The sequence below is a fragment of the Arenimonas sp. genome (assembly GCF_035312645.1).
Taxonomy (GTDB): domain Bacteria; phylum Pseudomonadota; class Gammaproteobacteria; order Xanthomonadales; family Xanthomonadaceae; genus Arenimonas.
This window is the reverse complement of sequence record NZ_DATGBO010000140.1, coordinates 14111-38039: the sequence shown is the minus strand read 5'-3', so window position 1 is coordinate 38039 and position 23929 is coordinate 14111. Positions and strand designations below refer to the sequence as shown.

Annotated in this window: 23 protein-coding genes; 9 read left to right on the top strand and 14 right to left on the bottom strand. The window is 63.9% G+C overall.

Annotated elements, in window-relative coordinates; all coding sequences use genetic code 11:
• Nucleotides 1-57: 57 nt before the first annotated feature.
• The 11 genes from VKM35_RS12590 to VKM35_RS12540 form a co-directional block, all read right to left on the bottom strand.
• Nucleotides 58-417, bottom strand: a complete 360-nt coding sequence (locus VKM35_RS12590; protein ID WP_324321376.1) for a DUF971 domain-containing protein — start codon at nt 415-417, stop codon at nt 58-60.
• A 27-nt stretch (nt 418-444) separates the two neighbouring features.
• On the bottom strand, nt 445-1335 hold the full coding sequence (gene xerC, locus VKM35_RS12585; protein ID WP_324321375.1) for a tyrosine recombinase XerC: 891 nt from the start codon (nt 1333-1335) through the stop codon (nt 445-447).
• Between the two features lie 7 nt (nt 1336-1342).
• A complete protein-coding gene (locus VKM35_RS12580) occupies nt 1343-2017 on the bottom strand; it encodes a DUF484 family protein (protein ID WP_324321430.1) in 675 nt (224 codons plus the stop codon).
• Nucleotides 2017-2859 (bottom strand): diaminopimelate epimerase, encoded by an 843-nt coding sequence (gene dapF, locus VKM35_RS12575; protein WP_324321374.1) that lies wholly within the window; start codon nt 2857-2859, stop codon nt 2017-2019. Before dapF ends, VKM35_RS12580 begins: the two co-directional genes overlap by 1 nt.
• Before the next feature lie 4 nt (nt 2860-2863).
• On the bottom strand, nt 2864-2992 hold the full coding sequence (gene lptM / locus VKM35_RS12570) for an LPS translocon maturation chaperone LptM (protein ID WP_324321373.1): 129 nt from the start codon (nt 2990-2992) through the stop codon (nt 2864-2866).
• Between the two features lie 78 nt (nt 2993-3070).
• Nucleotides 3071-3724, bottom strand: a complete 654-nt coding sequence (locus VKM35_RS12565) for a cytochrome c oxidase assembly factor Coa1 family protein (RefSeq protein ID WP_324321372.1) — start codon at nt 3722-3724, stop codon at nt 3071-3073.
• Nucleotides 3725-3783: 59 nt separating this feature from the next.
• On the bottom strand, nt 3784-5835 hold the full coding sequence (locus tag VKM35_RS12560) for a S9 family peptidase (protein ID WP_324321371.1): 2052 nt from the start codon (nt 5833-5835) through the stop codon (nt 3784-3786).
• 191 nt (nt 5836-6026) lie between these two features.
• Complete coding sequence (locus VKM35_RS12555; protein WP_324321370.1) at nt 6027-8114, bottom strand: prolyl oligopeptidase family serine peptidase; 2088 nt, start codon at nt 8112-8114, stop codon at nt 6027-6029.
• A 120-nt stretch (nt 8115-8234) separates the two neighbouring features.
• Nucleotides 8235-8573 carry a hypothetical protein gene (locus VKM35_RS12550; RefSeq protein WP_324321369.1) on the bottom strand — a complete coding sequence of 113 codons (339 nt, stop codon included), beginning with the start codon at nt 8571-8573 and terminating at the stop codon, nt 8235-8237.
• 167 nt (nt 8574-8740) lie between these two features.
• Nucleotides 8741-9700, bottom strand: a complete 960-nt coding sequence (locus VKM35_RS12545) for a patatin-like phospholipase family protein (protein WP_324321368.1) — start codon at nt 9698-9700, stop codon at nt 8741-8743.
• Nucleotides 9697-10677, bottom strand: a complete 981-nt coding sequence (locus tag VKM35_RS12540; RefSeq protein ID WP_324321367.1) for a YafY family protein — start codon at nt 10675-10677, stop codon at nt 9697-9699. Before VKM35_RS12540 ends, VKM35_RS12545 begins: the two co-directional genes overlap by 4 nt.
• Before the next feature lie 77 nt (nt 10678-10754).
• On the opposite strand from VKM35_RS12540, the gene VKM35_RS12535 reads away from it, so the two are divergent.
• The 4 genes from VKM35_RS12535 to VKM35_RS12520 all read left to right on the top strand — a co-directional run bounded on the left by VKM35_RS12535 (nt 10755) and on the right by VKM35_RS12520 (nt 16073).
• Nucleotides 10755-11330, top strand: a complete 576-nt coding sequence (locus tag VKM35_RS12535) for a hypothetical protein (RefSeq protein WP_324321366.1) — start codon at nt 10755-10757, stop codon at nt 11328-11330.
• 72 nt (nt 11331-11402) lie between these two features.
• Nucleotides 11403-14285, top strand: a complete 2883-nt coding sequence (locus tag VKM35_RS12530) for a molybdopterin oxidoreductase family protein (RefSeq protein ID WP_324321365.1) — start codon at nt 11403-11405, stop codon at nt 14283-14285.
• Nucleotides 14282-15115: a 4Fe-4S dicluster domain-containing protein gene (locus VKM35_RS12525; protein ID WP_324321364.1), complete on the top strand. Its 834-nt coding sequence runs from the start codon at nt 14282-14284 to the stop codon at nt 15113-15115. Before VKM35_RS12530 ends, VKM35_RS12525 begins: the two co-directional genes overlap by 4 nt.
• 19 nt (nt 15116-15134) lie before the next feature.
• Nucleotides 15135-16073 carry a dimethyl sulfoxide reductase anchor subunit family protein gene (locus tag VKM35_RS12520; protein WP_324321363.1) on the top strand — a complete coding sequence of 313 codons (939 nt, stop codon included), beginning with the start codon at nt 15135-15137 and terminating at the stop codon, nt 16071-16073.
• Between the two features lie 93 nt (nt 16074-16166).
• Here VKM35_RS12520 and hemC read toward each other — a convergent pair whose 3' ends face one another.
• The 3 genes from hemC to VKM35_RS12505 form a co-directional block, all read right to left on the bottom strand.
• A complete protein-coding gene (gene hemC, locus VKM35_RS12515) occupies nt 16167-17084 on the bottom strand; it encodes a hydroxymethylbilane synthase (RefSeq protein ID WP_324321361.1) in 918 nt (305 codons plus the stop codon).
• Nucleotides 17085-17209: 125 nt separating this feature from the next.
• On the bottom strand, nt 17210-17941 hold the full coding sequence (locus tag VKM35_RS12510) for a LytTR family DNA-binding domain-containing protein (protein WP_324321360.1): 732 nt from the start codon (nt 17939-17941) through the stop codon (nt 17210-17212).
• Nucleotides 17942-18051: 110 nt separating this feature from the next.
• Entirely contained in the window at nt 18052-18717 is a 666-nt protein-coding gene (locus VKM35_RS12505; protein WP_324321357.1) for an alpha/beta hydrolase, read from the bottom strand.
• Nucleotides 18718-18862: 145 nt separating this feature from the next.
• On the opposite strand from VKM35_RS12505, the gene VKM35_RS12500 reads away from it, so the two are divergent.
• From VKM35_RS12500 to VKM35_RS12480, 5 genes are all read left to right on the top strand, one after another.
• A complete protein-coding gene (locus VKM35_RS12500; protein WP_324321355.1) occupies nt 18863-19330 on the top strand; it encodes a DUF1203 domain-containing protein in 468 nt (155 codons plus the stop codon).
• Nucleotides 19331-19497: 167 nt separating this feature from the next.
• Nucleotides 19498-20745, top strand: coding sequence for an efflux RND transporter periplasmic adaptor subunit (locus tag VKM35_RS12495; protein WP_324321353.1), 1248 nt, complete (start codon nt 19498-19500; stop codon nt 20743-20745).
• Between the two features lie 60 nt (nt 20746-20805).
• Nucleotides 20806-21468 (top strand): ABC transporter ATP-binding protein, encoded by a 663-nt coding sequence (locus tag VKM35_RS12490; protein WP_324321352.1) that lies wholly within the window; start codon nt 20806-20808, stop codon nt 21466-21468.
• A gap of 9 nt (nt 21469-21477) precedes the next feature.
• Nucleotides 21478-22719, top strand: coding sequence for an ABC transporter permease (locus VKM35_RS12485; RefSeq protein ID WP_324321350.1), 1242 nt, complete (start codon nt 21478-21480; stop codon nt 22717-22719).
• Nucleotides 22719-23924: an ABC transporter permease gene (locus VKM35_RS12480; RefSeq protein WP_324321349.1), complete on the top strand. Its 1206-nt coding sequence runs from the start codon at nt 22719-22721 to the stop codon at nt 23922-23924. Before VKM35_RS12485 ends, VKM35_RS12480 begins: the two co-directional genes overlap by 1 nt.
• Nucleotides 23925-23929 lie beyond the last annotated feature (5 nt).

Here is a 23929-nt window from a genome sequence, read left to right as displayed (position 1 = left end):
GGGAGCGGGCATGACCGCGATGAATCCCCCTTGCCGCGACTTCGGTCGTGCCCGCTCCTACGGCTCGCGGCTCAGGCTACGCGCCTCGAGCTCGGCCAGATACGCGGGCCAGCGCTGCTCGTATTCCTGGCCCAGCTCGCGCAGCGTGGTCCAGCTGAAGATGCCGCTGGCGTGGCCGTCGTCGAAATGCAGCAGCACCGCGTAATTGCCGACCGGATCGATCGCCCGGATGTTCACGTGCCGCTTGCCTGGCACCAGTACGCGCTGCCCCGGGCCATGTCCCTGTACTTCCGCCGACGGCGATTCCACGCGCAGGTATTCGCAGGGCAGGCGATAACGCTCGCCGTTGTCGAACGCGACCTCGAGTACATGCGAGGCGCGATGCAGGGTGATGTCGGTGGGCTTGGGCGTGGTCATGCGCGAATCATCGCATTGTGGCAGTGGTCATGGCCGGCGCTTCGCGCGCGGATGCGCGGCGTCGTAGACCTTGGCGAGGTGCTGGAAATCCAGGTGCGTGTAGATCTGCGTCGTGGCGATGTCGGCATGGCCGAGCAATTCCTGCACGCCGCGCAGGTCGCCCGAGGATTCGAGCACATGGCTGGCGAAACTGTGCCGCAGCAGATGCGGGTAGATGCGTTTCCATATCCCCTGCTGCTGCGCGAGATGGCGCACGCGCAACTGTATCGCGCGCGGCGTGATCGGCCCGCCACCGCGGCCGGGAAACACCGGCGCATCGAGCGCCGGCGCGGATTCCTCGCGCCATTCGTTCAATGCACTCAATGCATGACTGCCGACGGGAACCACGCGCATGCGACCACCCTTGCCGTTGACGCGTACCAGGCCATCGGCGAGATCGAGTTCGCGCCAGCGCAGTCCACACAATTCCGAAAGACGCAGTCCTGAGGAATAGAACAGCTCGAGCATCGCGCGGTCGCGCCGCCCCAGCGCACCGTCAGTGGGTACCTCGACCAGTTGCGCGGCCTCGTCGGCATCGAGCACCTGCGGCAATTTCCGCGGTGCTTTCGGTGCGCGCAGGCCTTGCGCGGGATTGCCGGCGAGTTCGCCGTGCTTGAGCAGATGCTGGAAGAAACTGCGCAGCGCCGACAGGCGCCGCTGCAGACTCACACCGGACAGGCCGCGGCGATGCTCGCTGGCGATGAAGCTGCGCAACTGCTCGCCCTGCAATGCACGAAAGCTCGCGATGCCAGAAGCTTCCATCCACTCCGCGAGCGCGAGCAGGTCGCGCCGGTAGTTGCTGATCGTGTGTACGGACATCCGGCGCTCGACCGCGAGATAGCCGAGGAAGGCCTCGATGCTCGCGGTCAGCACCGACATCGCGGCGTCATGCGCGCGCGTTGCGCGCCAGTGCTGCGGCGAAGTTCTCGCCCATCAGGCGCAGGAACAAGGTGCCCATGCCCGGAAAGAAGCGGTTTCCGTCGCGGCTGCCAACCGCGATCACGCCAACGCCGGCCACCGGCATCAACGCCACGGACTGGCTCGCTTCCTGCTCGTCGCCGAACAGCACCGTCATCTTGTCGGGATTGAGACGACCACAGATCGGCTCGTTGCTCGTCAGACAGTCGCGGAACGGCGCGAGCCTTGCGTCGTTTTCCGCGATCACCTGCAGCCAGTCGGCGGTCAAGCCAGCGATCGGCGCGAACAGGATCATGCGTACCGAATCGCCCTGGAAGTCCTCGGACAGGCTCGCCACCATCGCGCGCACCGTGCCGGCGGCATCGTCGGCGCGCAGCAGCGCCTGGCTGAGCTGATGTGTGCGCACAACCAGACGCTCGTTGTCCTGGGCGTTGGCGAACAATTCGTTGAGCCGGCGATTGAGTTCGCGATTCTTGTCGCGCAGCACTTCCAGCTGATAGCTGGCCAGCGACGCCGCCGGACCGTCTTCGCGCGGCACCACCAGCGACAACGCGAGATCGGGAAACTGCGCCAGGAATTTCGGATGCCGACGCAGCCAGACGGCGACGTCGTGCGCGCCGAGGCGCTCGCTTTTTTCCTCGATCATGCCAACCACTCCCCTTCGAAAACGAATGCCGTCGGCCCGGCCATGCGTACCGAGGCATCGTCCTGCGGCCAGGCGATGTCGAGTGCGCCGCCGGGCAGATGCACGCGCACGAGCCGGTCGACGCGATCCTGGCGCACCAGGATCGCCACCGCCGCACAGGCGCCGCTGCCGCAGGCCAGGGTCTCGCCGGCGCCGCGCTCATAGACACGCAGCTTGATGTCGTCGCGCGAAACGACCTGCGCGAAACCGACGTTGACGCCTTCCGGAAACAGGCCCGATGCCTGCAGCGCCGCGCCGAGTTCGGCGACCGGCGCGCGCGCGATGTCGTCGACGACGATCAATGCATGCGGATTGCCCATCGATACCGCGCCGAAATGCACGGCGTGACCGGCAATCGTCGCGGTATAGCGCTGCTGCGCCGTCGCCATCAGCGCCGCCGTCAGCAAGGGAATGCGCGTCGGTTCGAAATCGGGTTTGCCCAGGTCCAGCGAGAAGCGCCCGTCGCCGATGTGTTCGACCTGGATGCGCCCGGCCGGACTTTCCAGCGTGAAACTCGCGGTGTTGGCGCTACCGTCGCGCACCAGCCAGGCCGCGACGCAGCGCGCGCCATTGCCGCATTGCTCGGCGAGGCTGCCATCGCGATTCCAGATGCGGTAACGCGCGATGGCGTCGCGGTGTTCGGGGGCTTCGATGGTCAGCAACTGATCGAAGCCGACGCCGGTGTGGCGGTCGCCGAGTGCCGCGGCCAGGGCCGCGCTCGGTGCGGGGTCGCCATGACGGAGATCGAGGACGACGAAGTCGTTGCCGGCCCCGTGCATCTTGGTAAAGCGCAGTCCCATGCGATCAGGACTTGGCGGCCGGAGCATCGGCCGGCTTGTCGGGCTTCACCAGCTCACCCTTGTTGCCGCAGGCGGCGAGCAGGACAAACATCGACAAGGCGATGACCAGGGCAGCGATTCGATGATTTTTCATTGCCGGAGTATAGCGCCGGAAACGCGCGGGGAAACCTGCCTGGGCGGAGCGCGAAGCCATCGCGCCGGCCTCGGAACCTCAACCGCGCTTGGCGCGATCGATCGCCGCCAGCACCGCAGGATTGTCGGCGAAACGCGCACGAATCCGCGCTTCGTCAGCATCGAGCGTCGCGCACTCGAGCCGCGCCATCGCGCGCTCGACTTCGGCCGCACGCGCCTTGTCGTACAGGGGCTCGCCGCCGTAGTGCTGGCACGCGCCCATCCGCGAGACGAATTTCGCCGCATCGATGGGCAGGCCGCGCGTGAACTCCTGCAGCCAGGGCGCGGGATCATCCTGCGCGGATTCGGGGCTGGCGGCGAGCAGGTCGATCGGCTTGGCCGCATCGCCGATCCGCACTTCCAGCTCGCTGAATTTCCAGTCGCCCGCGGACTTTTCCGCCTTGAGATAGATCGTCGCTTTCGCTTTCGGGCCTTCGATCGGGATCGCAAGCTCGGCGTATCCGCCGGCCCCGTCTTCGCGAATATTTCCGCTGGTCAGCCAGCCTTCGGCAATCGGCGCACCCAACTGCGCCTGCACCTGCGGATTTGCGCGGGCGCTGGCGATGGCGGACAGATACGCCCCGTTGGAATGCATCACCGAATGGATGATCGAAAAAATGCCGGCCACGAACGCGCCGACCACCAGAATGAACACGAACACCAGCGACGGAACCAGCCATTTCCAGTTGCGCATCAGCCAATTGTCTGCCGACGGCGATGATCCTTGCGGCAGTGGCGGGGGGGCTGCGGCCATCACTCCTGCACTCCCAACTGCTGCAGCATGAACGCGTAGTACTCGGCGATCTCGTGGTAGCGCTGGAAACGGCCGGATTTTCCGCCGTGGCCAGCTTCCATGTTGATGCGAAACACCAGCGGATGCTCGTCGGTCTTGCGCTCGCGCAGACGCGCGACCCATTTTCCGGGCTCGTAATACTGCACCTGCGAATCCCACAGTCCGGTGCCGACGAAGATCGCCGGATACGCCTTCTTTTCCACGTTGTCGTACGGCGAATACGACAGCATGTAGTCGTAGTACTGCTTCTGCTTCGGATCGCCCCACTCGTCGAATTCGTTGGTGGTCAGCGGAATGGAATCGTCGAGCATGGTGGTGACGACATCGACGAACGGCACCTGCGCAATCAGCACGCGATAGTCGTCGGGGGCCATGTTGGCGATCGCCCCCATCAGCAAGCCGCCGGCGCTGCCGCCCTGCGCGGCGACGCGATCCTTCGCGGCGTAACCCTGGGCGACCAGGAAGCCCGTGACATCGATGAAGTCGGTGAAGGTGTTTTTCTTTTTCAGCAATTTGCCGTCGTCGTACCAGGCGCGGCCCATTTCTTCGCCACCGCGGATGTGCGCGATCGCATAGACCACGCCGCGATCAAGCAGGCTGACCACCGACGCGGAAAAATACGGATCGCTGGAAATGCCGTAACTGCCGTAAGCGTACTGCAGCAGCGCCGCGCTACCGTCCTTCCGGAAGCCTTTTTTGTACACGACCGATACGGGAATCCTGGCGCCGTCGCGCGCGGTCGCCCACAGTCGCTCGGTCACGTAATTGTCCGGATCGTAGCCGCCGAGCACCGGATCGCGCTTGAGCAGGCGGCGTTCGCCAGTCTTGATGTTGCGTTCGTAAGTCGTATTCGGCGTGGTCAGCGAGGTGTAGCTGTAGCGCAGCCAATCGGTGTCCGCCTCGGCGTTCACGTCCAGCCCCATCGTGTACGCCGGCTCGTCGGAAGCGACAAATTCGCTCATGCCGTCCTTGTCCAGCGTGCGCAGATGCAACAAGCCACCGGAGCGCTCTTCGATCGCGATGAAGTCATTGAACAGGTCGAATTGCTCGATGAAGACATCGGTCTTGTGCGGAACCAGATCGATCCAGCGTGCGCGGTCGCCCAGCGGCTGATCGTCGGCCAATGTCATCAGCTTGAAGTTCGGCGCGTCCCAGTTGGTGCGGATCACCCAGCGACCGCCGAGATGGTCTGCCTCGTATTCGAAATCGCGCTGACGCGGCGCGATCACCGCGAATTCGCCCGGCGCCGCCGCCGATGTGCAGCGGCTCTCGCTGCTGACGGTGGCCTCGAGGCTGATGCAGATGTACTTGTCCGAGCGCGTGCGCGAGATGCCGACGTAGAAACTGTCGTCCTTCTCTTCGTATACCAGCTTGTCCTGCGCCGCCGGCGTGCCCAGCACATGCGTTTTCACCCGCGTGCTCAGCAGCGTGACCGGATCTTTTTCGACATAGAAAATCGTGCGGTTATCGTCGGCCCAGACCAGATTGGCCTCGACGTTGTGCACGACGTCATCGAGAACCTTGCCGCTGGCGATGTCCTTGATGCGCAACACGTACTGGCGGCGGCCGACGTCGTCTTCAGCCCAGGCGATGAATTTGTTGTCCTGGCTGACCACCGAATCACCGATCTGGAAAAAGCCCTTGCCCGCGGCCATCGCGTTCTGGTCGAACAGGGTTTCCTCGGGCGCATCCATCGTGCCGGCGCGACGCGCGTCGATCGGATAGTCCTTGCCGGTTTCGTAGCGGCGGTAATACCAGTAACCGCGTTCGCGATACGGCACCGACGCATCGTCCTGCTTGATGCGGCCAGTAATCTCGGCATAAAGCTTGGCCTGCAACGGTTTCGTTGGCGCCAGCAAGGCGTCGGCGTAGGCGTTCTCGGCCTTGAGATAGGCGAGCATCGCGGAATTCTTGCGGCTGTCGTCGCGCAGCCAGTAGTACTCGTCCTGGCGCGTGCCGGCGGCAGCGACGACGGCATGCGGTTTCTTTGCGGCGATCGGAGGCGTGGGCATGTCGGCGGCTTGGGAACTCGGAGGAAGAGCGGCAAGGCAAACCGCAAATAAAATGGATTTCAGCGACAGGAAAGTCATGACCCGCCCCGTAGGAGCGGTCATGACCGCGATTGCTCCAAATTGCACGTCGGACCTGTCGCGACCAGATCCGCTCCCACGAAACGCAATGCGGTCATGACCGCTCCTGCAGATCAGAACAATTTTTTCTTGAGGAAGGTGTAGGCCAGCGCCTGCATGAACGCGGCCTGCTCGTTGTTCGCCGCGCCACCGTGGCCGCCCTCGATGTTTTCGTAGTACAGCACGTCGTGGCCCTGCTCCTTCATGCGCGCCATCATCTTGCGCGCGTGGCCGGGATGCACGCGGTCGTCGCGGGTCGAAGTGGTGAAAAGCACTGGCGGATATGTCACGTCCTTGCGCACATTCTGATACGGCGAATATTTCTGCAGGAAATCCCAGTCGGCGGTATCCGGATCGCCGTATTCGGCCATCCATGACGCACCCGCAAGCAGGTGGCTGTAGCGTTTCATGTCGAGCAGCGGCACCTGGCAGACCACCGCGCCGAACAGCTGCGGATACATCACCGTCATGTTGCCCATCAACATGCCGCCATTGCTGCCGCCCTGAATGCCCAAGTGCGCCGGCGTGGTGATCTTGCGCGCGATCAGGTCTTCGGCGACCGCCGCGAAATCCTCGTAGGCCTTGTTGCGGTTTTCGCGCATCGCCGCCTTGTGCCAGCGCGGGCCGTATTCGCCGCCGCCGCGGATGTTGGCGACCACGTACACGCCGCCCTGCGTGAGCCAGGCGCGACCGACGCTGGCCGAATAGCCGGGCGTCAGCGAAATCTCGAAACCACCGTAGCCGTAGAGCAGCGTCGGGTTCTTGCCGTTCGCGGCAACGCCCTTCTTCGCGACCATGAAATACGGGACTTTTGTGCCGTCCTTGCTGGTAGCGAAATGCTGGCTGATTTCCAGGCCTTTGGTGTCGAAGAACGCCGGCAGCTGCTTGAGCGTTTCCGGCTTGCTGCCGACCGTGCCGAGCAGCAGGGACGTCGGCGTGAGGTAGTCGGTGACGGTCATGAAGTAATCGTCGGAGGCTTCGTCGTCGACCGCGGCAACACTGATCGTGCCGAAGCCCGGCGCACCGGCCAACGGTTCGCGCTTCCAGCTGCCATCCGCGCCCGGCGTCAGCACGCTGATGCGATTCTTGACGTCTTCGAGCACGTTGAGCAGCAGGTGATTCTTCGTCCAGGTGTAACCGGACAGCGCCGCGTGATCGGTCGGCTCGAACAGCACGGTGAAGTCGCGGCCACCGGCCATGAACTTGTCGAAATCGGCGGCGATCAATGCACCGGCGGCATAAGTCTTGCCGCCGACCGTCCACGGATCGCGCAGCTCCAACATCAGGTATTGCCGATGCACGTCCTTCTGTGCGGAGTTCGGTACGTCGATCTTGACCAGCTTGCCGTCCTTGCCGATCAGGAAGAGCTCGTCGTTGTAGAACGCCAGCGAACGCTGGACGAAGTCACGCTCGAAACCGGGCGTGTGATCGCGGCTCGCACCCGCCGCCATGTCGGTCGCCTGCGCTTCGTACACCAGCGTCGCCGCCGACATCGGCGTGCCGCGCTGCCATTGCTTGACGATACGTGCGTAACCCGAGGGCGTCATCGAACCGGCGCCGAAATCGGTGGCGACGTAGACGGTGTTCTCGTCCTTCCAATTCAGGCTGCCCTTGGCTTCGGGACGGAAGAAACCATCCTGGCGCCAGGTCTTGCTGGCGAGATCGAATTCGCGGGTGACATCGGCATCGGCACCGCCGCGCGACAACGCGATCAAGCAATGCGTATACGCCGGCTTGAGGCAGTCGGCGCTGTGCCAGACCCAGTTCTCGTGCTCGGCCTTGTTGAGCGCATCGAGATCGACCAGCACTTCCCAGGCCGGCTCGGCCTTGCGGTATTCGGCCAGCGTGGTGCGCCGCCACAGGCCGGCGGGATTCTGCTTGTCGCGCCAGAAGTTGTAGTAGTACTCGCCTTCCTTGGTCACGGCAGGAATGCGCGCGTTGGAATCGAGGATCGCGCGCAGGTCGTCGCGCAGCACACCGAACGATGGATCGCTGGTCAGCGCCTTCTGCGAATCGGCGTTCTGGGCGCGGACCCAGTCCAGGGCCTTGTCGCCGTTGACATCTTCGAGCCAGAGGTTGGGGTCGTCCTTGGCCATGGTCTGGGCTCCGGCATGGGCGGCAAACAAGGCACTGGCCAACCAGGCAATCGCGGATGGGCGCATGGGATGTCTCCGAAGTGAAGAGACCCCGTCGTCGAGGCCTCGTGGTCGAGGCCGCAAATTAGCATGCAGCGCGCCTCCGGAGCGCGTAGGCCGAAAGTCATGCCGTTCGCAGTGCTGCGATCACGCCGCGCGCTGCGGCTGTTGTCGCTTGCTACGCACACGCAGCAGTCGCCGCGCCTGCTTGCCGCTCTGGCGCGGGCTGCGCGTGCGCGCGGCGGCTCGTTCGTGCGCTCGACCGCGCCAGGCCGATGCGATGACGTGGCGATACAGCATTGCCAGCGATATCAGCGGCGCCAGCAATAGCCAGAACGACCAGGGGCCCGCCGCATCGGAGACGCCACGTGCCGCCGGCAGGAAAAGCGTGACCAGCAGGCCCAGCGTCAGCCATTGCCAGAGCGAACGGGCGAGCACGGGCGACACCGATGGCGCGGAAGAGACAGCAGCAACGAGACGAGGCATGACGGATCTCCGGAAGCTGCCCGTCGCGATGGCGGGCGTGCAGCCACCTTGCAACCGCGCTTTCTCACGGATCGAGACGGCGCGCGCCGGCGGCGTCGATCGGGGCTTCGTCCATCGCTTCCCGTATTTTGGCCTCGCCTCGCCCGGCAGCAATCGTGGCCACAGGACTATTCCGCGAGTTCGGCCAAGGCTTTTTCCGCCGCGCGGCGGCCGAGTTCGATCATTTCGCGGGCGCGCCAGTATTCGTAGATCGCGCAGGTGTTGCTCGGGATCTGGATCAGCAAGTCGGGCGGATCCTGCGCCAGGTGCATGCGCGTCATGTGCGCGTGCATGGTGTCGAGCGAGCGCGCCATCAAGTCGAGCATGCTGCGCTTGTGGCCGTTGTCGCGCACCGGTTCGTCGTGTTCGCGCCAGCTGTTCCAGAGCGCCGTCATGCGCGCACGCAGGCTGGCGCCCTCCTCGTCCTCGGCGGCCACCTCCTCGTCTTCGTGCACGAGATCGACATCGACGCCATAGGCCGCGGCCAGAGTTTCGTCGCTGGGCGGATCGCCGGGCAGATGCCAGGCGATCGGGCCGTTGACGTCGACGGCGATCACCCGATCGACATGCGCCGAGCGCGTCGGTGCGATCGGCAGTGGCGCCAACAGACCACCGTCGACCAGATCGCGGCCATCGACGCGATGCGGCGTGAACAGCATCGGGATGGCGATCGAGGCGCGGATCGCATCGAACAAGCTACCGCGACTCAACCAGACTTCGCGCTGGCTATCGAGATCGGTGGCGACGGCGGTGAACGGAATCGCCAGATCCTCGATGCGATGCTCGCCAACCAGATCGCGCAGCACGCCGATCACGCGGTCGCCGCGGATCAGCCCGGGCAGGCCGAAATTGAAATCGAGCAGACGCAGCACATCGCTGCGATCGAGCTTGCAGGTCCAGTCGCGGTATTGCTGCAGTTTGCCGGCGGCGAAGATTCCGCCGACCAGCGATCCCATCGAGCAACCAACCACCGCATTGATCTCGAAACCGCGCGCCTGCAATACCTCGATCACGCCGATATGCGCCAGGCCGCGCGCGCCGCCCGCGCCAAGAACGAGGGCGACGCTCTGCCCGGAAAATGCACTCACGCGTTTTTCTCGTAGGCCGATACCGCCAGTTGCAGCAGCGTGCGCGCCTGCTGACGCAGGCTTTCCGGCTCGGTGATTTCCGCATCGGCGCCATAGCGCAGCACGTCCATCAGCAGCTCTTTAGCGTTGCTGTAGGGGATCTTCAACTGGTAGCGGCCATCGGCGAGGAAGCGGCCTTCCTGCTTGGAATGCCAGTGCTCGTCGGCGACCCAGCGCGCGGCCTTGGCGGAAAACAGGATCGTCGCGATGCCTTTGGGCGCGCCGGAAAAAATGCCGTAGCTGGCGGCGAGATGCTGGTCGAGCTCGGCATCGGGCAGATCGAGCGCGGCTTCGTCGACGACACGCGCATGCTGGATGCGATCGACGGAAAAGCTGCGCAGACCTTCGCGCTCGTGGTCGTAGGCGTCGAGGTACCAGTTGTCCTTGTAATGCGTCAGCCGCTGCGGCGACACGCTGCGGTGCGTACGCTCGTTGGTCGAACGCGCGAGGTAATCGAAGCCCAGGCGCTTGCGCTCGAGGACCGCGCCGGCGACCACGCGAAAAGCGATCTCGTCGCGACGACGCACGCCGCTGCCCAACACGCGCACGCGCTCGACCGGCCAGCGACGGCCGCCGGCCTGCTCCGACAACAACGATTCGATGCGCGCTTTCAACGGCGCCAGCGCCGAAGCGAGCACGCCGTTGCCGGTGCGATCGAGCAATTGATGGGTCGCCAGCAGGGCATGCAACTCGTCGGAGTTGAGCCACAGGCCGGGCAGTTCGAAACGCTCGGCTTCGCTTTCGTCGTAGCGGAAGCCGCCGTCGCCGCTGGCATCGCTCTCCACCGGTGCGCCGAGAGCATCGCGCAGGAAGGCGATGTCGCGATAAAGCGTCGCCCGCGAACAACCGAGTTCGTCCATCAGCCGCTGGTTGGAGACCGGATAACGCGCGGACTTGAAGGTCCGGTGCAGGGCGAGGATGCGTTCGTAGCGGTCCATTGGGGGGCGTCGAGCTCGAGGAGGATTCCGCCTAGAATGGCACCGCCCCCGTCGCGGCTCCAACCCCGGAGATTTCCATGTTCCGTCCCGCCCTCGCTTTCGCCCTCGTCTTCGCCGTCGTCGCGCCCGCCCATGCCGGACCGAAGGAAGACCTGCACGCCGCGTTCACCAAGTTCCTCGCACTGACCTCGTTCCGCGGTGCGGTCACCAGCACGTTTGGCGGCCGACCGAATACCAGCGCCATCGAATTCCAGGCGCCGGACAGCTACCGCGTCACCTCCGCCGGGCGGCCACCGGGTGTGATCGTCAACGGCACGATGTACTTCGACATGGGCGGAAAAACCGTGAAGGTGCCGATGGGCAAGGAAACCATCGCGCAGTACCGCAATGCCTCGATGCTCGCCGAAATCGAAAAAACCCTGGTGGTCGAAGACCTGGGCATGGATCTGATCGGCGGCCTGCCGGCGCACAAATACCGTTACACCGTCGGCCAGCCGCATCCGAGCACCAGCACCATCTGGATCGGCTCGGGCAATGGCCTGCCGGTGCAATTGCAGACCGCGCGCACGCTGATGGGAAAGCCCTCCAGCACGACGATCAAATACGACCATTTCAACGACCCGTCGATCAAGATCGTTGCGCCGAAGTCGTGATGCCGGTTGACCGCATAGCAGACGTGGGCGCGCATCTCGCTGACGAAGCGCAGTCGCAAGCGCACAGCCCCGATGCGCGAACCTGAGCTCAACCTGCAGCAGCCGGTCGGCGACGCCGTCAAGCAGACGACGTGCTACATGTGCGCGTGCCGCTGCGGCATCAACGTCCATCTCAAGGACGGCAAGGTCCGCTACATCGAGGGCAATCCGGCGCATCCTGTCAACCGCGGCGTGCTCTGCGCGAAAGGTTCGGCCGGCATCATGCAGCACTACTCGCCGGCGCGATTGCGCAAACCGATGCTGCGCACCGGCGAGCGCGGCAGCAACGAATTCCGCGAAATCGAATGGGAAGAAGCGCTGACGCTGGCGACGCAATGGCTGGGCGAAACGCGCGCGCGCGATCCCGACCGCCTCGCCTTCTTCACCGGTCGCGACCAATCGCAGGCGCTCACCGGCTGGTGGGCACAGCAATACGGCACCATCAATTACGCCGCGCACGGCGGCTTCTGTTCGGTGAACATGGCGGCCGGCGGCCTGTACACGCTCGGCGGCAGTTTCTGGGAATTCGGCGAGCCCGACTGGGAACACACGCGCTATCTGATGCTCTGGGGCGTCGCCGAAGACCACGATTCCAATCCGATCAAGCTCGGCCTCGGCCAATTGAAAGCGCGCGGCGCCAAGATCGTCGCAATCAATCCCGTGCGCACCGGTTACGGCGCGGTCGCCGACGAATGGATCGGCATCCGCCCCGGCACCGACGGCCTGTTCGCATTCGCGTTGATCCACGAACTGCTCAAGGCCGATCGCGTCGATCTCGACTACCTGGTGCGCTACACAAATGCGCACTGGCTGGTGATCCGAAATCCCGGTGGCGGCGACGACGGTTTGTTTGCGCGCGATGCCGAGGGAAACGCGTTATGCGCCGTATCCCTTCTCCCCGGGGGAGAAGGTGCCCGCAGGGCGGATGAGGAAAATGCCGAGGCAACGCGATTCGCGCGCGCCGATGCCATCGACATCGCACCGGCCATCGTCGGTGAAGTCACGCTGCCCGATGGTCGTCGCGCGGTACCGTCCTTCCATCTCGTCGCCGAACGCTACCTCGATCCGCAGTACGCACCCGATGCCGTGAGCGAACGCTGCGGCATCCCCGCCGACACGATTCGTCGCATCGCCACCGAACTCGCGGCGGCCGCGTTCGACAGCAAGTTCTCGCTGCCGATCGCCTGGACCGACACGCATGGCCGTCGGCACGAATCGATGCCGGGTCGCCCGGTCGCGATGCACGCGATGCGCGGCATTTCCGCACACAGCAACGGCTTCCATACCTGTCGCGCGCTGCATCTGCTGCAGATGTTGCTGGGCGCTGTCGACGCGCCCGGTTCGTTCCGCTACCAGCCGCCGTTTCCGCGCCCGATCCCGCCGGCAAACCGCCCCGGAAGAAATCGCGGTGCCGACGGCAAGCTCGACGCGCCGCCGTTGGGTTTCATCCACGGCCCGGAAGATCTGCTGGTCGATGCAGATGGACAGCCACGCCGCCTCGATCACGCGTATTCCTGGTCGTATCCGCTGGCCGTGCACGGCATGTTGCACACGGTGATCCGCAATGCCTGGGCCGGCGATCCGCAAACGATCGACCTGCTTTTCATGTTCATGGCGAACATGAGCTGGAACTCGGCGATGAACACCACCGAGACCCTGCGCTGGCTCACCGACAAGAATGAAAACGGCGAGTACCGCATTCCGAAGATCATCTACTCGGACGCCTATGCCAGCGAGATGACCGCGTACGCCGACCTCGTGCTGCCCGATACCACGTATCTGGAACGCCACGACTGCATCTCGTTGCTGGACCGGCCGATCTCCGATGCCGACAGCGCCGGTGACGCGATCCGGCATCCGCTGCTGGCCTCCGATATTGCTGGCGAAGGCCGCGACGTGCGCGGTTTCCAGAGCGTTCTGCTCGACCTCGGCGCGCGCCTGAAACTTCCCGCGCTGATCACCGCCGATGGCTCGCCGCGATATCGCGACTACGCCGACTACATCGTCAACCACGAACGCGCGCCTGGTGTCGGCCTGCTCGCCGGTTGGCGCGGCGAGGATGGATCGCAATCGGGCAAGGGCTCGCCGAATCCCGCGCAACTCGACAAATACATCGCCAATGGTGGCTTCTGGCGCGAGGAAATTCCGGCGTCGGCGCGCTACTACAAAATGGCCAATCGCGACTATCTGGAATGGTCGGCGCGCATGGGTTTCATCGCCAAACCCGAGGCGGTGGTGCTGCAGCTGTATTCGGAAACGCTGCAGAAATTCCGTCTCGCCGGCCAAGGCCACGGCGCGGTGTTGCCGCCACCAGCACAGCGCGAACGCATCGCCACGTATTTCGATCCGTTGCCGATCTGGTACGAGCCGTTCGAAGGCGCGCAGACCTCGGCCAGCGATTTTCCGCTGTCCGCGATCAGCCAGCGCCCGCCTTTCATGTATCACGCCTGGGGATCGCAGAACGCCTGGCTGCGCCAGATCACCGCGCGCAATTATCTTTATCTGCATCCCGACACGGCGAAAAAATACGGCGTCGCCGACGGCGATTGGGTCCACGTGGATTCGCACCACGGAAGAATCACCGTGCAGACGAAAACGGCGAGCAACATGCAGCCCGACACCGTCTGGACCTGGAATGCGATCGGCAAGCGTCGCGGCGCCTGGAAGCTGGCCAAGGACGCGCCGGAATCGCGGCAGGGTTTTCTGCTCAACCACCTGATTTCCGACATCACACCGCGCGGCGACTACGCCAATGCCGATCCGGTCACCGGCCAGGCCGCTTGGTTCGATCTGCGCGTGCGCATCGCCAAAGCCGATGCACAGGAAGAAAGCACGCCGCAGTTTCCGCCGCTCGCCGGGGCTGCCGCCGACAATCGCCCGCTGCGCTTCGGCGCACTATTTCGCAAAAAATCATGACCGGTCTGCCGCTGCCTTCGAAGAAAAAACTCGGTCTGGTGATCGACCTCGACACCTGCGTCGGCTGCCATGCCTGCGCGGTCGCCTGCAAGGAATGGAATGCCGGCGGCATCGCCGGTCCACTCACCGACGAGCGCCCTTACGGCAAGGATCCGAGCGGCGTCTGGTTCAATCGCGTGCACAGTTACGAGATCGAGGCACTGCCAGCGCCAGGCGCGCAGGCCGCATCGGCCTCTGCTTGTTCTTCAGAAGAATCGGATCTGCTGGCGATGCTCGCGCAGCCGGCGATGACCCTGCATTTCCCGCGCTCCTGCCTGCATTGCGAAACGCCGGCCTGCGTGACGGTCTGCCCGACCGGCGCCAGCTACAAGCGCGCCGAAGACGGCATCGTGCTGGTCGATGAGGACAAATGCATCGGCTGCAAGCTGTGCAGTTGGGCCTGCCCCTACGGCGCGCGCGAATATTCGGCGGTCGAAGGCGTGATGAAGAAATGCACGCTGTGCGTGGATCGCATCTACAACGAACACATTCCGGAACCATCGCGGCAACCGGCCTGCGTGCAGGCATGCCCGACGCGGGCGCGGCATTTCGGCGATCTCGGCGATGAGAATTCCGCTGTATCGAAACTTGTCGCCGAACGCAGCGGTGTCGCGCTGATGCCGGAACTCGGTTATGCGCCGGTCAACCGCTATCTGCCGCCGCGACCGCGGCGCGCAGGCGCTGTGGCGATGCAACCAGTCGCATCGCCGACCGTTGCGCGCGAAGAAAAACTCGAGCAAGAACAACTTCCTTCCCTGCTGCGCTGGCTAGACCGCGCTCTGAGTCGCTGACATGCATCCGGCTTTTTCCGTGATTTTTTTCACCGCGCTGTCGGGCGCGGGATATGGCGCGTGGTTCTGGGCAATGATCTTCTTCACCGGTGGCGACCATCCAAAACTGTCGTCCTCAGCCGCCTATCTTGTCGTGCTTGCGCTTGGCGCTGCTTTCGTCAGTATCGGATTGGGCAGCTCGGTGCTGCATCTGGGCAAGCCGCTGCGCGCATGGCGCGCTTTCAGCCAATGGCGCACGTCCTGGCTGTCGCGCGAGGGCGTGCTGGCGATCGCCACGTTCATCCCGTTTGCTTTCTGCCTGGGAATCGCCGCCGGCTTCCTGCCTATCGACGGAACATCCGCGCGGCTGATGGCGATCCTGCTGGCTATCGGCTCGCTGGCAACGGTGCTCTGCACGGCGATGATCTACGCCAGCCTGCGCACGATTCCAGCCTGGTCGCACCGCCTGGTGCCGACGGTGTATCTCGTGTTCGCATTGCACACCGGCGGCCTGATCTTTCTCGGTGTCTTCGCCGGCGAATTTCTATTTGGCAATGACATCGCCGGTCTCGCCGTCCTGTTGACGTCGATGCTCGCCTGGCGTCTGAAGCGCCGCTACTGGCGCGACATCGATCGCGCCGAGCTACCGGCGTCGCGCGCGTCGGCATTGGGACTGCCGGCGGATCGCGTCGCGACCGTGTTCGAGCGCCCGCACACCGAAGCAAACTACCTCACCACCGAAATGGGCTTCGTGCTCGCGCGCAAGCATGCGGCGAAGCTGCGCCTGATCGCGGTTGTCCTGTTCGCGATCGTGCCGATGCTGTGCGCGCTCCCGCTGTTTTTTTTCCCGATCACAGACACCCGACTGTTGTTCGGCATCGCCGCGCTGTCGGCACTGCTCGGCACCTTCGTCGAACGCTGGCTTTTTTTCGCCCAGGCCCGGCATGTGGTGATGGTGTATTACCAGGATGCGGTGTGACTGATTGCTTTTCGTAGGAGCGATGGCAATCGCGACAGCAATTGCCGCGGCATTCCTGTCGCGATTGCCATCGCTCCTACAACGCAGCAAATTCTATTTCGCCAGGCCCAGCATTTCGTCGGCGCCTTGCACCAACAACTCGGCAGCGACCAGACGGCCCAGGCCTTCAGGGTCGTTGGCCTTGCCCACGGCTTGCGCACGCACGCAGCGGCCGTTGCCGGCATCGCCGACCAGACCTTCGAGCGAGAGGATGCCGCCATCGAGCGAGGCGTAGGCGGCGATCGGAACATGGCAGCTGCCGTGCAGGCGACGTGTCATCGCGCGCTCGGCTTCAACGCAGGTGCGGGTGCGCGAATGATCGAGCGCCGACAGCAGCGCGAGCGTCGGCGAATCGCCCTCGCGACATTCCACCGCGATCGCGCCCTGCGCCGCCGCCGGCAACCAGCCCGGCGCTTCCAGGCGATGACGGATATAGCGCGACAGGCCGAGGCGCTCCAGGCCGGCGCAGGCGAGGATGATCGCGTCGTATTCGCGCGCCTCGAGTTTGGCCAGGCGCGTGTTGACGTTGCCGCGCAGGTCGACGATCTGCAGATCCGGCCGGCGTGCGCGCAACTGCGCCTGCCGACGCAGCGACGAGGTGCCGACGCGGCTGCCGCGCGGCAGGTCGTCGATGTCGGTGTAACGCACCGATACGAAGGCATCGAAAGGATCGGCACGCTCCAGAATCGCGCCGATCTCGAACGGGCCGTCGAGTTCCATCGGCACATCCTTGAACGAATGCACGGCGGCGTCGGCGCGATCTTCAAGCATCGCGACCTCGAGCTCCTTGAGGAACAGACCCTTGCCGCCAATATCAGCGAGCGGTCGATCGAGGATGCGGTCGCCACGCGTGGTCATCGGCACCAGCTCGACCTCGAGCCCGGGATGCGCGATGCGCAGTCGTGCGGCGACATGTTCGGTCTGCCAGAGCGCGAGTGCGCTTTGGCGGGTAGCAAGGCGAAGTCTGGTCATGGCGGGATTATCGCTGAATGCTGCGGTGGTGGTGTTTGTAGGAGCGGCGTAGGAGCGATAGCAATCGCGACGAAAATGCAGTGCTAAGCGAGGTCGCGATTGCCATCGCTCCTACGAAGAAAAGGTCACAGGTGTTTCAATCGCTCGCGCAAACCGGGCACGCAGCGACGGCTGACTTCCAGCGCCGCGCCGCCGTGGCGCAGGATCGCGTGCACCTGGCCATCAGGCAGGCGGCGCAGTTCGAGGAATTCGTCGACGCCGACCAGGCAATTGCGATGGATGCGCACGAAGCGATCGGCGAATTCCGATTCCAGCGATTTCAGCGATTCCTCGATCAGGTCTTCGCCGCGCGCGTGATGCACGACGACGTATTTTTCTTCGGCCTGCAGATAATGCACATCCTCGATCGGGATCAGGCGCAGGCTGCCGCGCAGACGCGCCGACAGATGGCTGCGTTGGCGCGTGGCCGGCATCACCGCGCGTGCCGAGGGTTGCGCGGCGCGATGTCGGCGCGCGCGCTCCAGCGCTTCGAGCAGGCGTTCGCGACGCACGGGCTTGACCAGATAATCGACGGCGGCGGCTTCGAACGCCGCCAGTGCGTGTTCGTCGTAAGCGGTGCAGAAGATTACCGCCGGCGCCGGCTCCAGTCGTGCCAGATGGCGCGCAGCCTCGAGGCCATCCATCACCGGCATCGCGATATCGAGCAGCAGGGCATCGACCGCCAGCGCCGCGGCTTTCTCGACTGCCTCACGACCATTCGCGGCTTCGCCGACCACTTCGCAGTCGGGCAGCTCCGCGATCATCGCGGCGAGGCGCTCACGCGCCAACGCTTCGTCATCCACGATCAGCAGTTTCATGACTGGCCCACCCCGAGGTCGCGGCCATGGTAGCCGTCGCGACGGTCAGGCGTCACCAACGGCATCGCGGTGATGGCCGATAACGGTGCGCTTGTCGCCGAAAAGTCGCTTCAGCCGGCCTGGAAGCGCGCCGTCAGCCAGTCGCCAAGATCGCGCACTTCCTCGGCGCAGACGCTGTGCGGCATCGGATAGCTGTGCCATTCCACGCCGACACCCAGGCCCTGCATGACCTCGCGGCTGCGTTGGCCCAGCGTCTGCGGCACGACCGGATCCTGCGCGCCGTGCGCCATGAACACCGGCGTGCGCTTGCCGGCGTCGGTGATTTCGCTGGCCATCTGCGGCGCCAGCGGCAGATACGTCGACAGCGCAGCAATGCCGGCGACGCCGGCTTCGCGACGCAGTCCGTTGGCCAAGGCGATCGCGCCGCCTTGGGAAAAGCCGATCAGGATCACGCGCGACGCGGGCACGCCACGATCACGCTCGCGCCCGATCAGCGCATCGATCTCGGCGATGGACTCGCGCACGCCGGCTTCGTCGGCACGCTGGTCGATCGCCTGGCTGACGATGTCGTACCAGGCGCGCATCGGCACGCCGCCGTTGATCGTCACCGGCCGCACTTTCGCGTGCGGAAACACGAAGCGGATCGCCGGCCATTCCGGACGCACGAGTTCCGGCACGATCGGCGCGAAATCATTGCCGTCGGCGCCCAGGCCATGCAGCCAGATGATGGCCCAGGCGGGCTTGCCGCGGGTTTCGCTTTCGACGGTCTGCAACATGGGCGGGATTCTTCACTGCGCGGGATTGCCCGGATTATCCCGGCAAGGCGCCGCGATGCGCCAGCGCCATCGCTGCGCAGGATGCGGATAGCAGCGACGGGCTGCGGCGACGAGGATGGAGCCCAAGCCATCAATGGAGCATTCCATGTCCTTTCGCATCTGCGCGCTTGCCGCCGAACCCTTTCACGCGCTGTTCGGTGCCAGTACCGAGGCGCTCGCCGCACAGGGCGTCCAGCGCCGCGTGGTCGATCGCAACCCAGGCTTTCCCTGCCGCATTTCCCTGCGCGATGCCGAACCCGGCGAGACCGTGCTGCTGCTCAATTACGAACATCAACCCGCAGACTCACCGTATCGCGCCAGCCATGCGATCTATATCCGCGAGCTCGCCGAGCAATCGTTTCCGGCAATCGATGAAATACCGCAGGTGCTGAGCACGCGATTGCTGTCGGTGCGCGCCTTCGATGCCGAAGGCATGATGCGCGACGCCGATGTCGTGCCAGGCGATGCGCTGCGCCCGCTGATCGAACGCATGCTCGCATCGCCGGATGTCGCCTACCTGCATCTGCACAATGCCAAGCCCGGCTGCTTTGCGGCGCGCGTGCAACGCGCCTGAGGGTGTTCGATATCGAACACTGGTGTTCGTGATCGATCAGAGCATGAGTCCGGTTCGCTCGCATTTCGATTCGTATCCTGCTGATTTACAACGCGCAATGTTTCGAATGGGAACATGGCACAGCTCTTGCTGATGGTCGTACACGCCTTCTGCAAGAAACCCTTTCCATGGATCAACCCATCAGCGCCCAGGTGATCGGCCGTCGACAACGGCTGCGACTCGCGCTCGCCATCGGCCTGCTGCTCACCATTGTCCTTGCGGCCTGGGGCATCAATCGCATCATCAGCCCCAGCGTCGCGATGGCCGACATACGGGTCAGCGAAGTGCGGCAAGGCAGTATCGCCAACACCATCAATGCCTCGGGCGTGGTCATCCCGGTGCACGAGGAGCAGGTGCCGAGTCCCATCCAGACCCGCGTTGCCCACGTGCATGTCAAAGCAGGCCAGGAAGTCGCGGCCGGTGAACTGTTGCTCGAGCTTGACGACCACACGATCCGTCTCGCGATGGACAACCTCGACGAACAGATCGCGCAACAGGAAATCCGCGTCCAGTCACTGACGCTGGAGATGCGGCAGAAACAGAAGCAGCTGGCGAGCGAGATCGAATTGCTGCAACTCGATCTGGAAAGCGCGAAGGTAAAGCTGGGTCGTTATCAGCGACTGGAGAGGATCGGCGCATCCTCGGCATCCGACCTCAACGCCGCCGAGCTGCTGGTCAAGCGCACCGAGATCGAGCTGCGCCAGCATCGCGAATCGGTGGCCGATACGCGCCAGGCGACGGAGACCAACATCGAGGGCGCGCAACTGCAGAAATCCATCCTGCAAAAGGAGCTGGAGCAGCAGCGCAACCTGCAGGCGCAGACACAGGTCAGGGCACCGTTCGCGGGCATGCTGACCTGGGTGCTGGCGGATGAGGGCGCCAGCGTCAGCAGCGGGCAACTGGTCGCCAAGGTTTCCGAGTTGCACAACTACCGCGTCGAAGCCACGGCGTCGGATTTCTACGCGCGCTACCTGAGTCCGGGGCAGCCGGTGCTGGTCGGTTACAGCGGCCAGACATTGCGCGGCCAGGTGCAGACCATCCTGCCGGAAATCCAGAACGGCACCATCACCTTGCTAATCACCCTCGCACAGCCGAACCACCCGCTGCTGCGCAACAAGCTGCGCGTTGACGCCAACATCATCACCGAGCAGAAAGCCAACGCGCTGGTGGCCGATGCCGGACCCGCCTTCAATGGCCGCGGTCGCCAGGACGTCTTCGTCGTCGATGGCGGCGTCGCCCGGAAAAAGCAGCTCGATGTCGGTCTCGGCGATGGCAAGGCGGTCGAGATCGTTTCCGGCGCCAAGGCCGGCGACAAGCTGATCGTTTCCGATGTCAGCCGCTACAAGCATCTCGACAGCATCCGCGTTTCCAACTAGACACCGCGATTTTTCAAACCCAGCGCCTTGAAATCCAAACCAGGAACAGAGACCCACGCCATGATCAGACTGCAGAACATCAGCAAGACCTACCAGACCGACAAGGTGGAAACGCTGGCATTGAAGGACATCAACCTGCATGTGAAGAAGGGCGAGTTCCTTTCCATCATGGGGCCCAGCGGTTGCGGCAAGAGCACCTTGCTCAATCTGATCGGCCTGCTCGATCAACCCGGCACCGGCGCGATCAGCGTCGACGGCATGGAGGTGAAATCGTATCGCGACAAGGATGTCGCCAGGCTGCGCAATCAGACCTTCGGCTTCATCTTCCAGAGCTTCCATCTGATCAACGATCTGCAGGTGATCGACAACGTCGAGTTGCCGCTGCTGTATCGCTCGCTGCCGGCGGCCGAACGGCGCCGGCGGGCAAAGGAAGCGCTGGAAAAAGTCGGACTCGGTGCGCGCATGGAGCACTACCCGAACCAGCTTTCCGGTGGCCAGCAACAACGCGTCGCCATCGCACGCGCGATGGTCGGCAAGCCACAAGTACTGTTGGCGGACGAGCCGACCGGCAATCTCGACAGCCAGATGGGCGCGGAAGTCATGGACCACCTGGTCAAGCTCAACCAGGAAGGCACCACCGTGGTCATGGTCACCCACGACGAACGCGAAGCCAAACGCGGCAGCCAGATCATCCGTGTATTCGACGGCCAACTGGTCGCCTGAGGAAATCCCATGCTCAAGAATTATCTATTGATCGCCTGGAAGGTCTATACCCGGCGCAAACTGTTTACCGCGATCAACCTGCTATGCATCACGATCACGCTGATGGTGCTGCTGGTGGTGACCGCGCTGCTGCAGAACGCGTTCTATCCCACCGGCGTCGAGGGCAAGAGCGATCGCTTCCTGCAAGTGACCACGCTGGTGTCGCTCAACAAGGATGGCAGCAGCAGTCGCACCAGCCCGCTGGGCTACAAGGTCATCGAGCAATACCTGCGGCCGATGAAGTCCGCGCAACTGGTGGCGGCCGTCACCGGCATCAAGACGGTGTCCGTCTACCAGGATGACCGCGTCACCGAGCTGCAGCTGCGTCGTGCCGACGCCGGCTACTGGAAGATCCTGGACTTCAAGGTGCTCGATGGTCGCGTGCCTTCTGCTGAAGACGTCGCGCTCGGGCGCTTTGTCGCCGTGCTCAACGAAACCAGCGCGCGCAAACTGTTCCCAGGCAGCAAGGCCGTGGGCCAGAAGTTGAACGTCGGCGGCCAGAAGTTCGAAATCATCGGCGTGGTCGAAGACGTCATGCAACTCAACTCCTACGCCGACATCTGGGCGCCGATCAGCACCGATCCGTCGACCGAATACCGCGATCAGATGTCGGGCGAGTTCAGCGCGCTGCTGCTGGCCAAGAGCCCGGCCGATATCCCGCGCATGCAGGCCGAGGTCGCGCAGATCGCCCCGCAGATCAAGTTCGACGATCCCAAGGAATGGAACCAGGCGTTCATGTGGGCCGACACCAAGCTGGATTTTTTCGCGCGTGGCCTGCTCGACAACGAGCGCGCACCCAATTCCGGTGCCGCCGTGCTGCTCACGGCCATCGCCGTGCTGATGCTGATGTTCATGCTGCTGCCGGCGCTGAATCTGGTCAATCTCAACACCGGGCGGATCATGGAGCGCAGCACCGAGATCGGCGTGCGCAAGGCGTTCGGTGCATCCAGCGGCACGCTCGTGCTGCAGTTCGTCGCTGAAAACGTGATTCTTTGCCTGGTCGGCGGCCTGCTCGGGCTGATCCTCGCCAAGGGTGTCCTGATCTGGCTGGAAAACTCGGGATTGATTCCCTACCTGAAAGTGGACATCAACTTTTCGGTCTTTTTCTGCGGCCTGATCATCACCGTGGTTTTCGGCCTGCTTTCTGGCGTGATTCCCGCCTGGAAGATGTCCCGCCTCCATCCCGTGCAAGCCCTCAAGGGAGCCGCCTGATGTTTCGCCAATTGTTGAAGCCGATCTGGAAACGCAAATCCAGAAACCTGATGCTCAGCCTGGAGATCGCGCTCGCTTTCGTGGTCGTTTTCGCGATCGCCGCCGCGGCCAGTCGCTATTACCAGCTCTATCACCTGCCGACCGGATTCAACTACGAAGACGTCTGGTCGGTGCAGATGGAGCTGCCGAACGACGACGACGCCATGAAAAACGATGCGCAGATGTACGACAAGTTCAAGCGCAGTCTGCAGGCCCTGCCGGAAGTGGAACAAGTCGCGTTCGCCAATTCGTCGCCTTATGAAGACTCGACTTGGCGGACCGGTTACTACCTGCCCGAAGGCGGCGCGGATGCAGACAGCGACCTGATGACGGTCAGCGACGATTTCTTCGCCGTGATGGGCATGACGCTGACCGAAGGTCGCTGGTTCTCCAGCGCCGATGAAGGCGCTGCCGAGGAGCCGGTGGTGGTCAACCGCCGTTTCGTGCAGGCGCTTTTCCCCGGCCAAAACCCGCTGGGAAAAATCATCAGCGATGGCAAGCCGGACAGCAAGGACCGGAAGATGCTCAGGATCACCGGCGTGATCGATGACCTGCGCAACCACGGCGAGTTCATGCTGCCGACCAATTTCGTCATCGCGCGCTTTTCGCCGCAGTCGAGTACCCGCGGCGTCGCGACGATTCTGCTGAAGGTGAAGCCGGGCACCGAGCGCATCTTCGAGGCCACGCTAAGCAATCAGCTGAAACTGGTCCGCAATGACTGGTCCTACCGCATTTCGCCCCTGAGCGATCTGCGCGAATCCCACCTGCGCCGATGGATGATGCCGCTGATCGTGTTTTCGGTGATTGCCGCGTTTCTGTTGCTGATGGTCGCTTTCGGATTGTTCGGCGTGTTGTGGCAAAACACCACACAGCGCATTCCGGAGCTCGGCTTGCGTCGCGCGATCGGCGCCACGGCCGGCAACATCTACCGGCAGATCATCGTCGAACAATTGCTGCTCAGCACGCTGGCCATGCTGGTCGGCCTGGTTCTGCTGGTGCAGCTGCCGATCACCGGCGTGCTGGGCGAAAACCTCGACTGGCGGCTGTTTTCCATCGCGACCCTGATCTCGGTGACGATCATGGCGCTGGTGTCGGTGCTCTGCGCTCTCTATCCTGCATGGCAGGCCAGCCGGTTGAGTCCGACTGAAGCCTTGCATTACGAATAACCGGC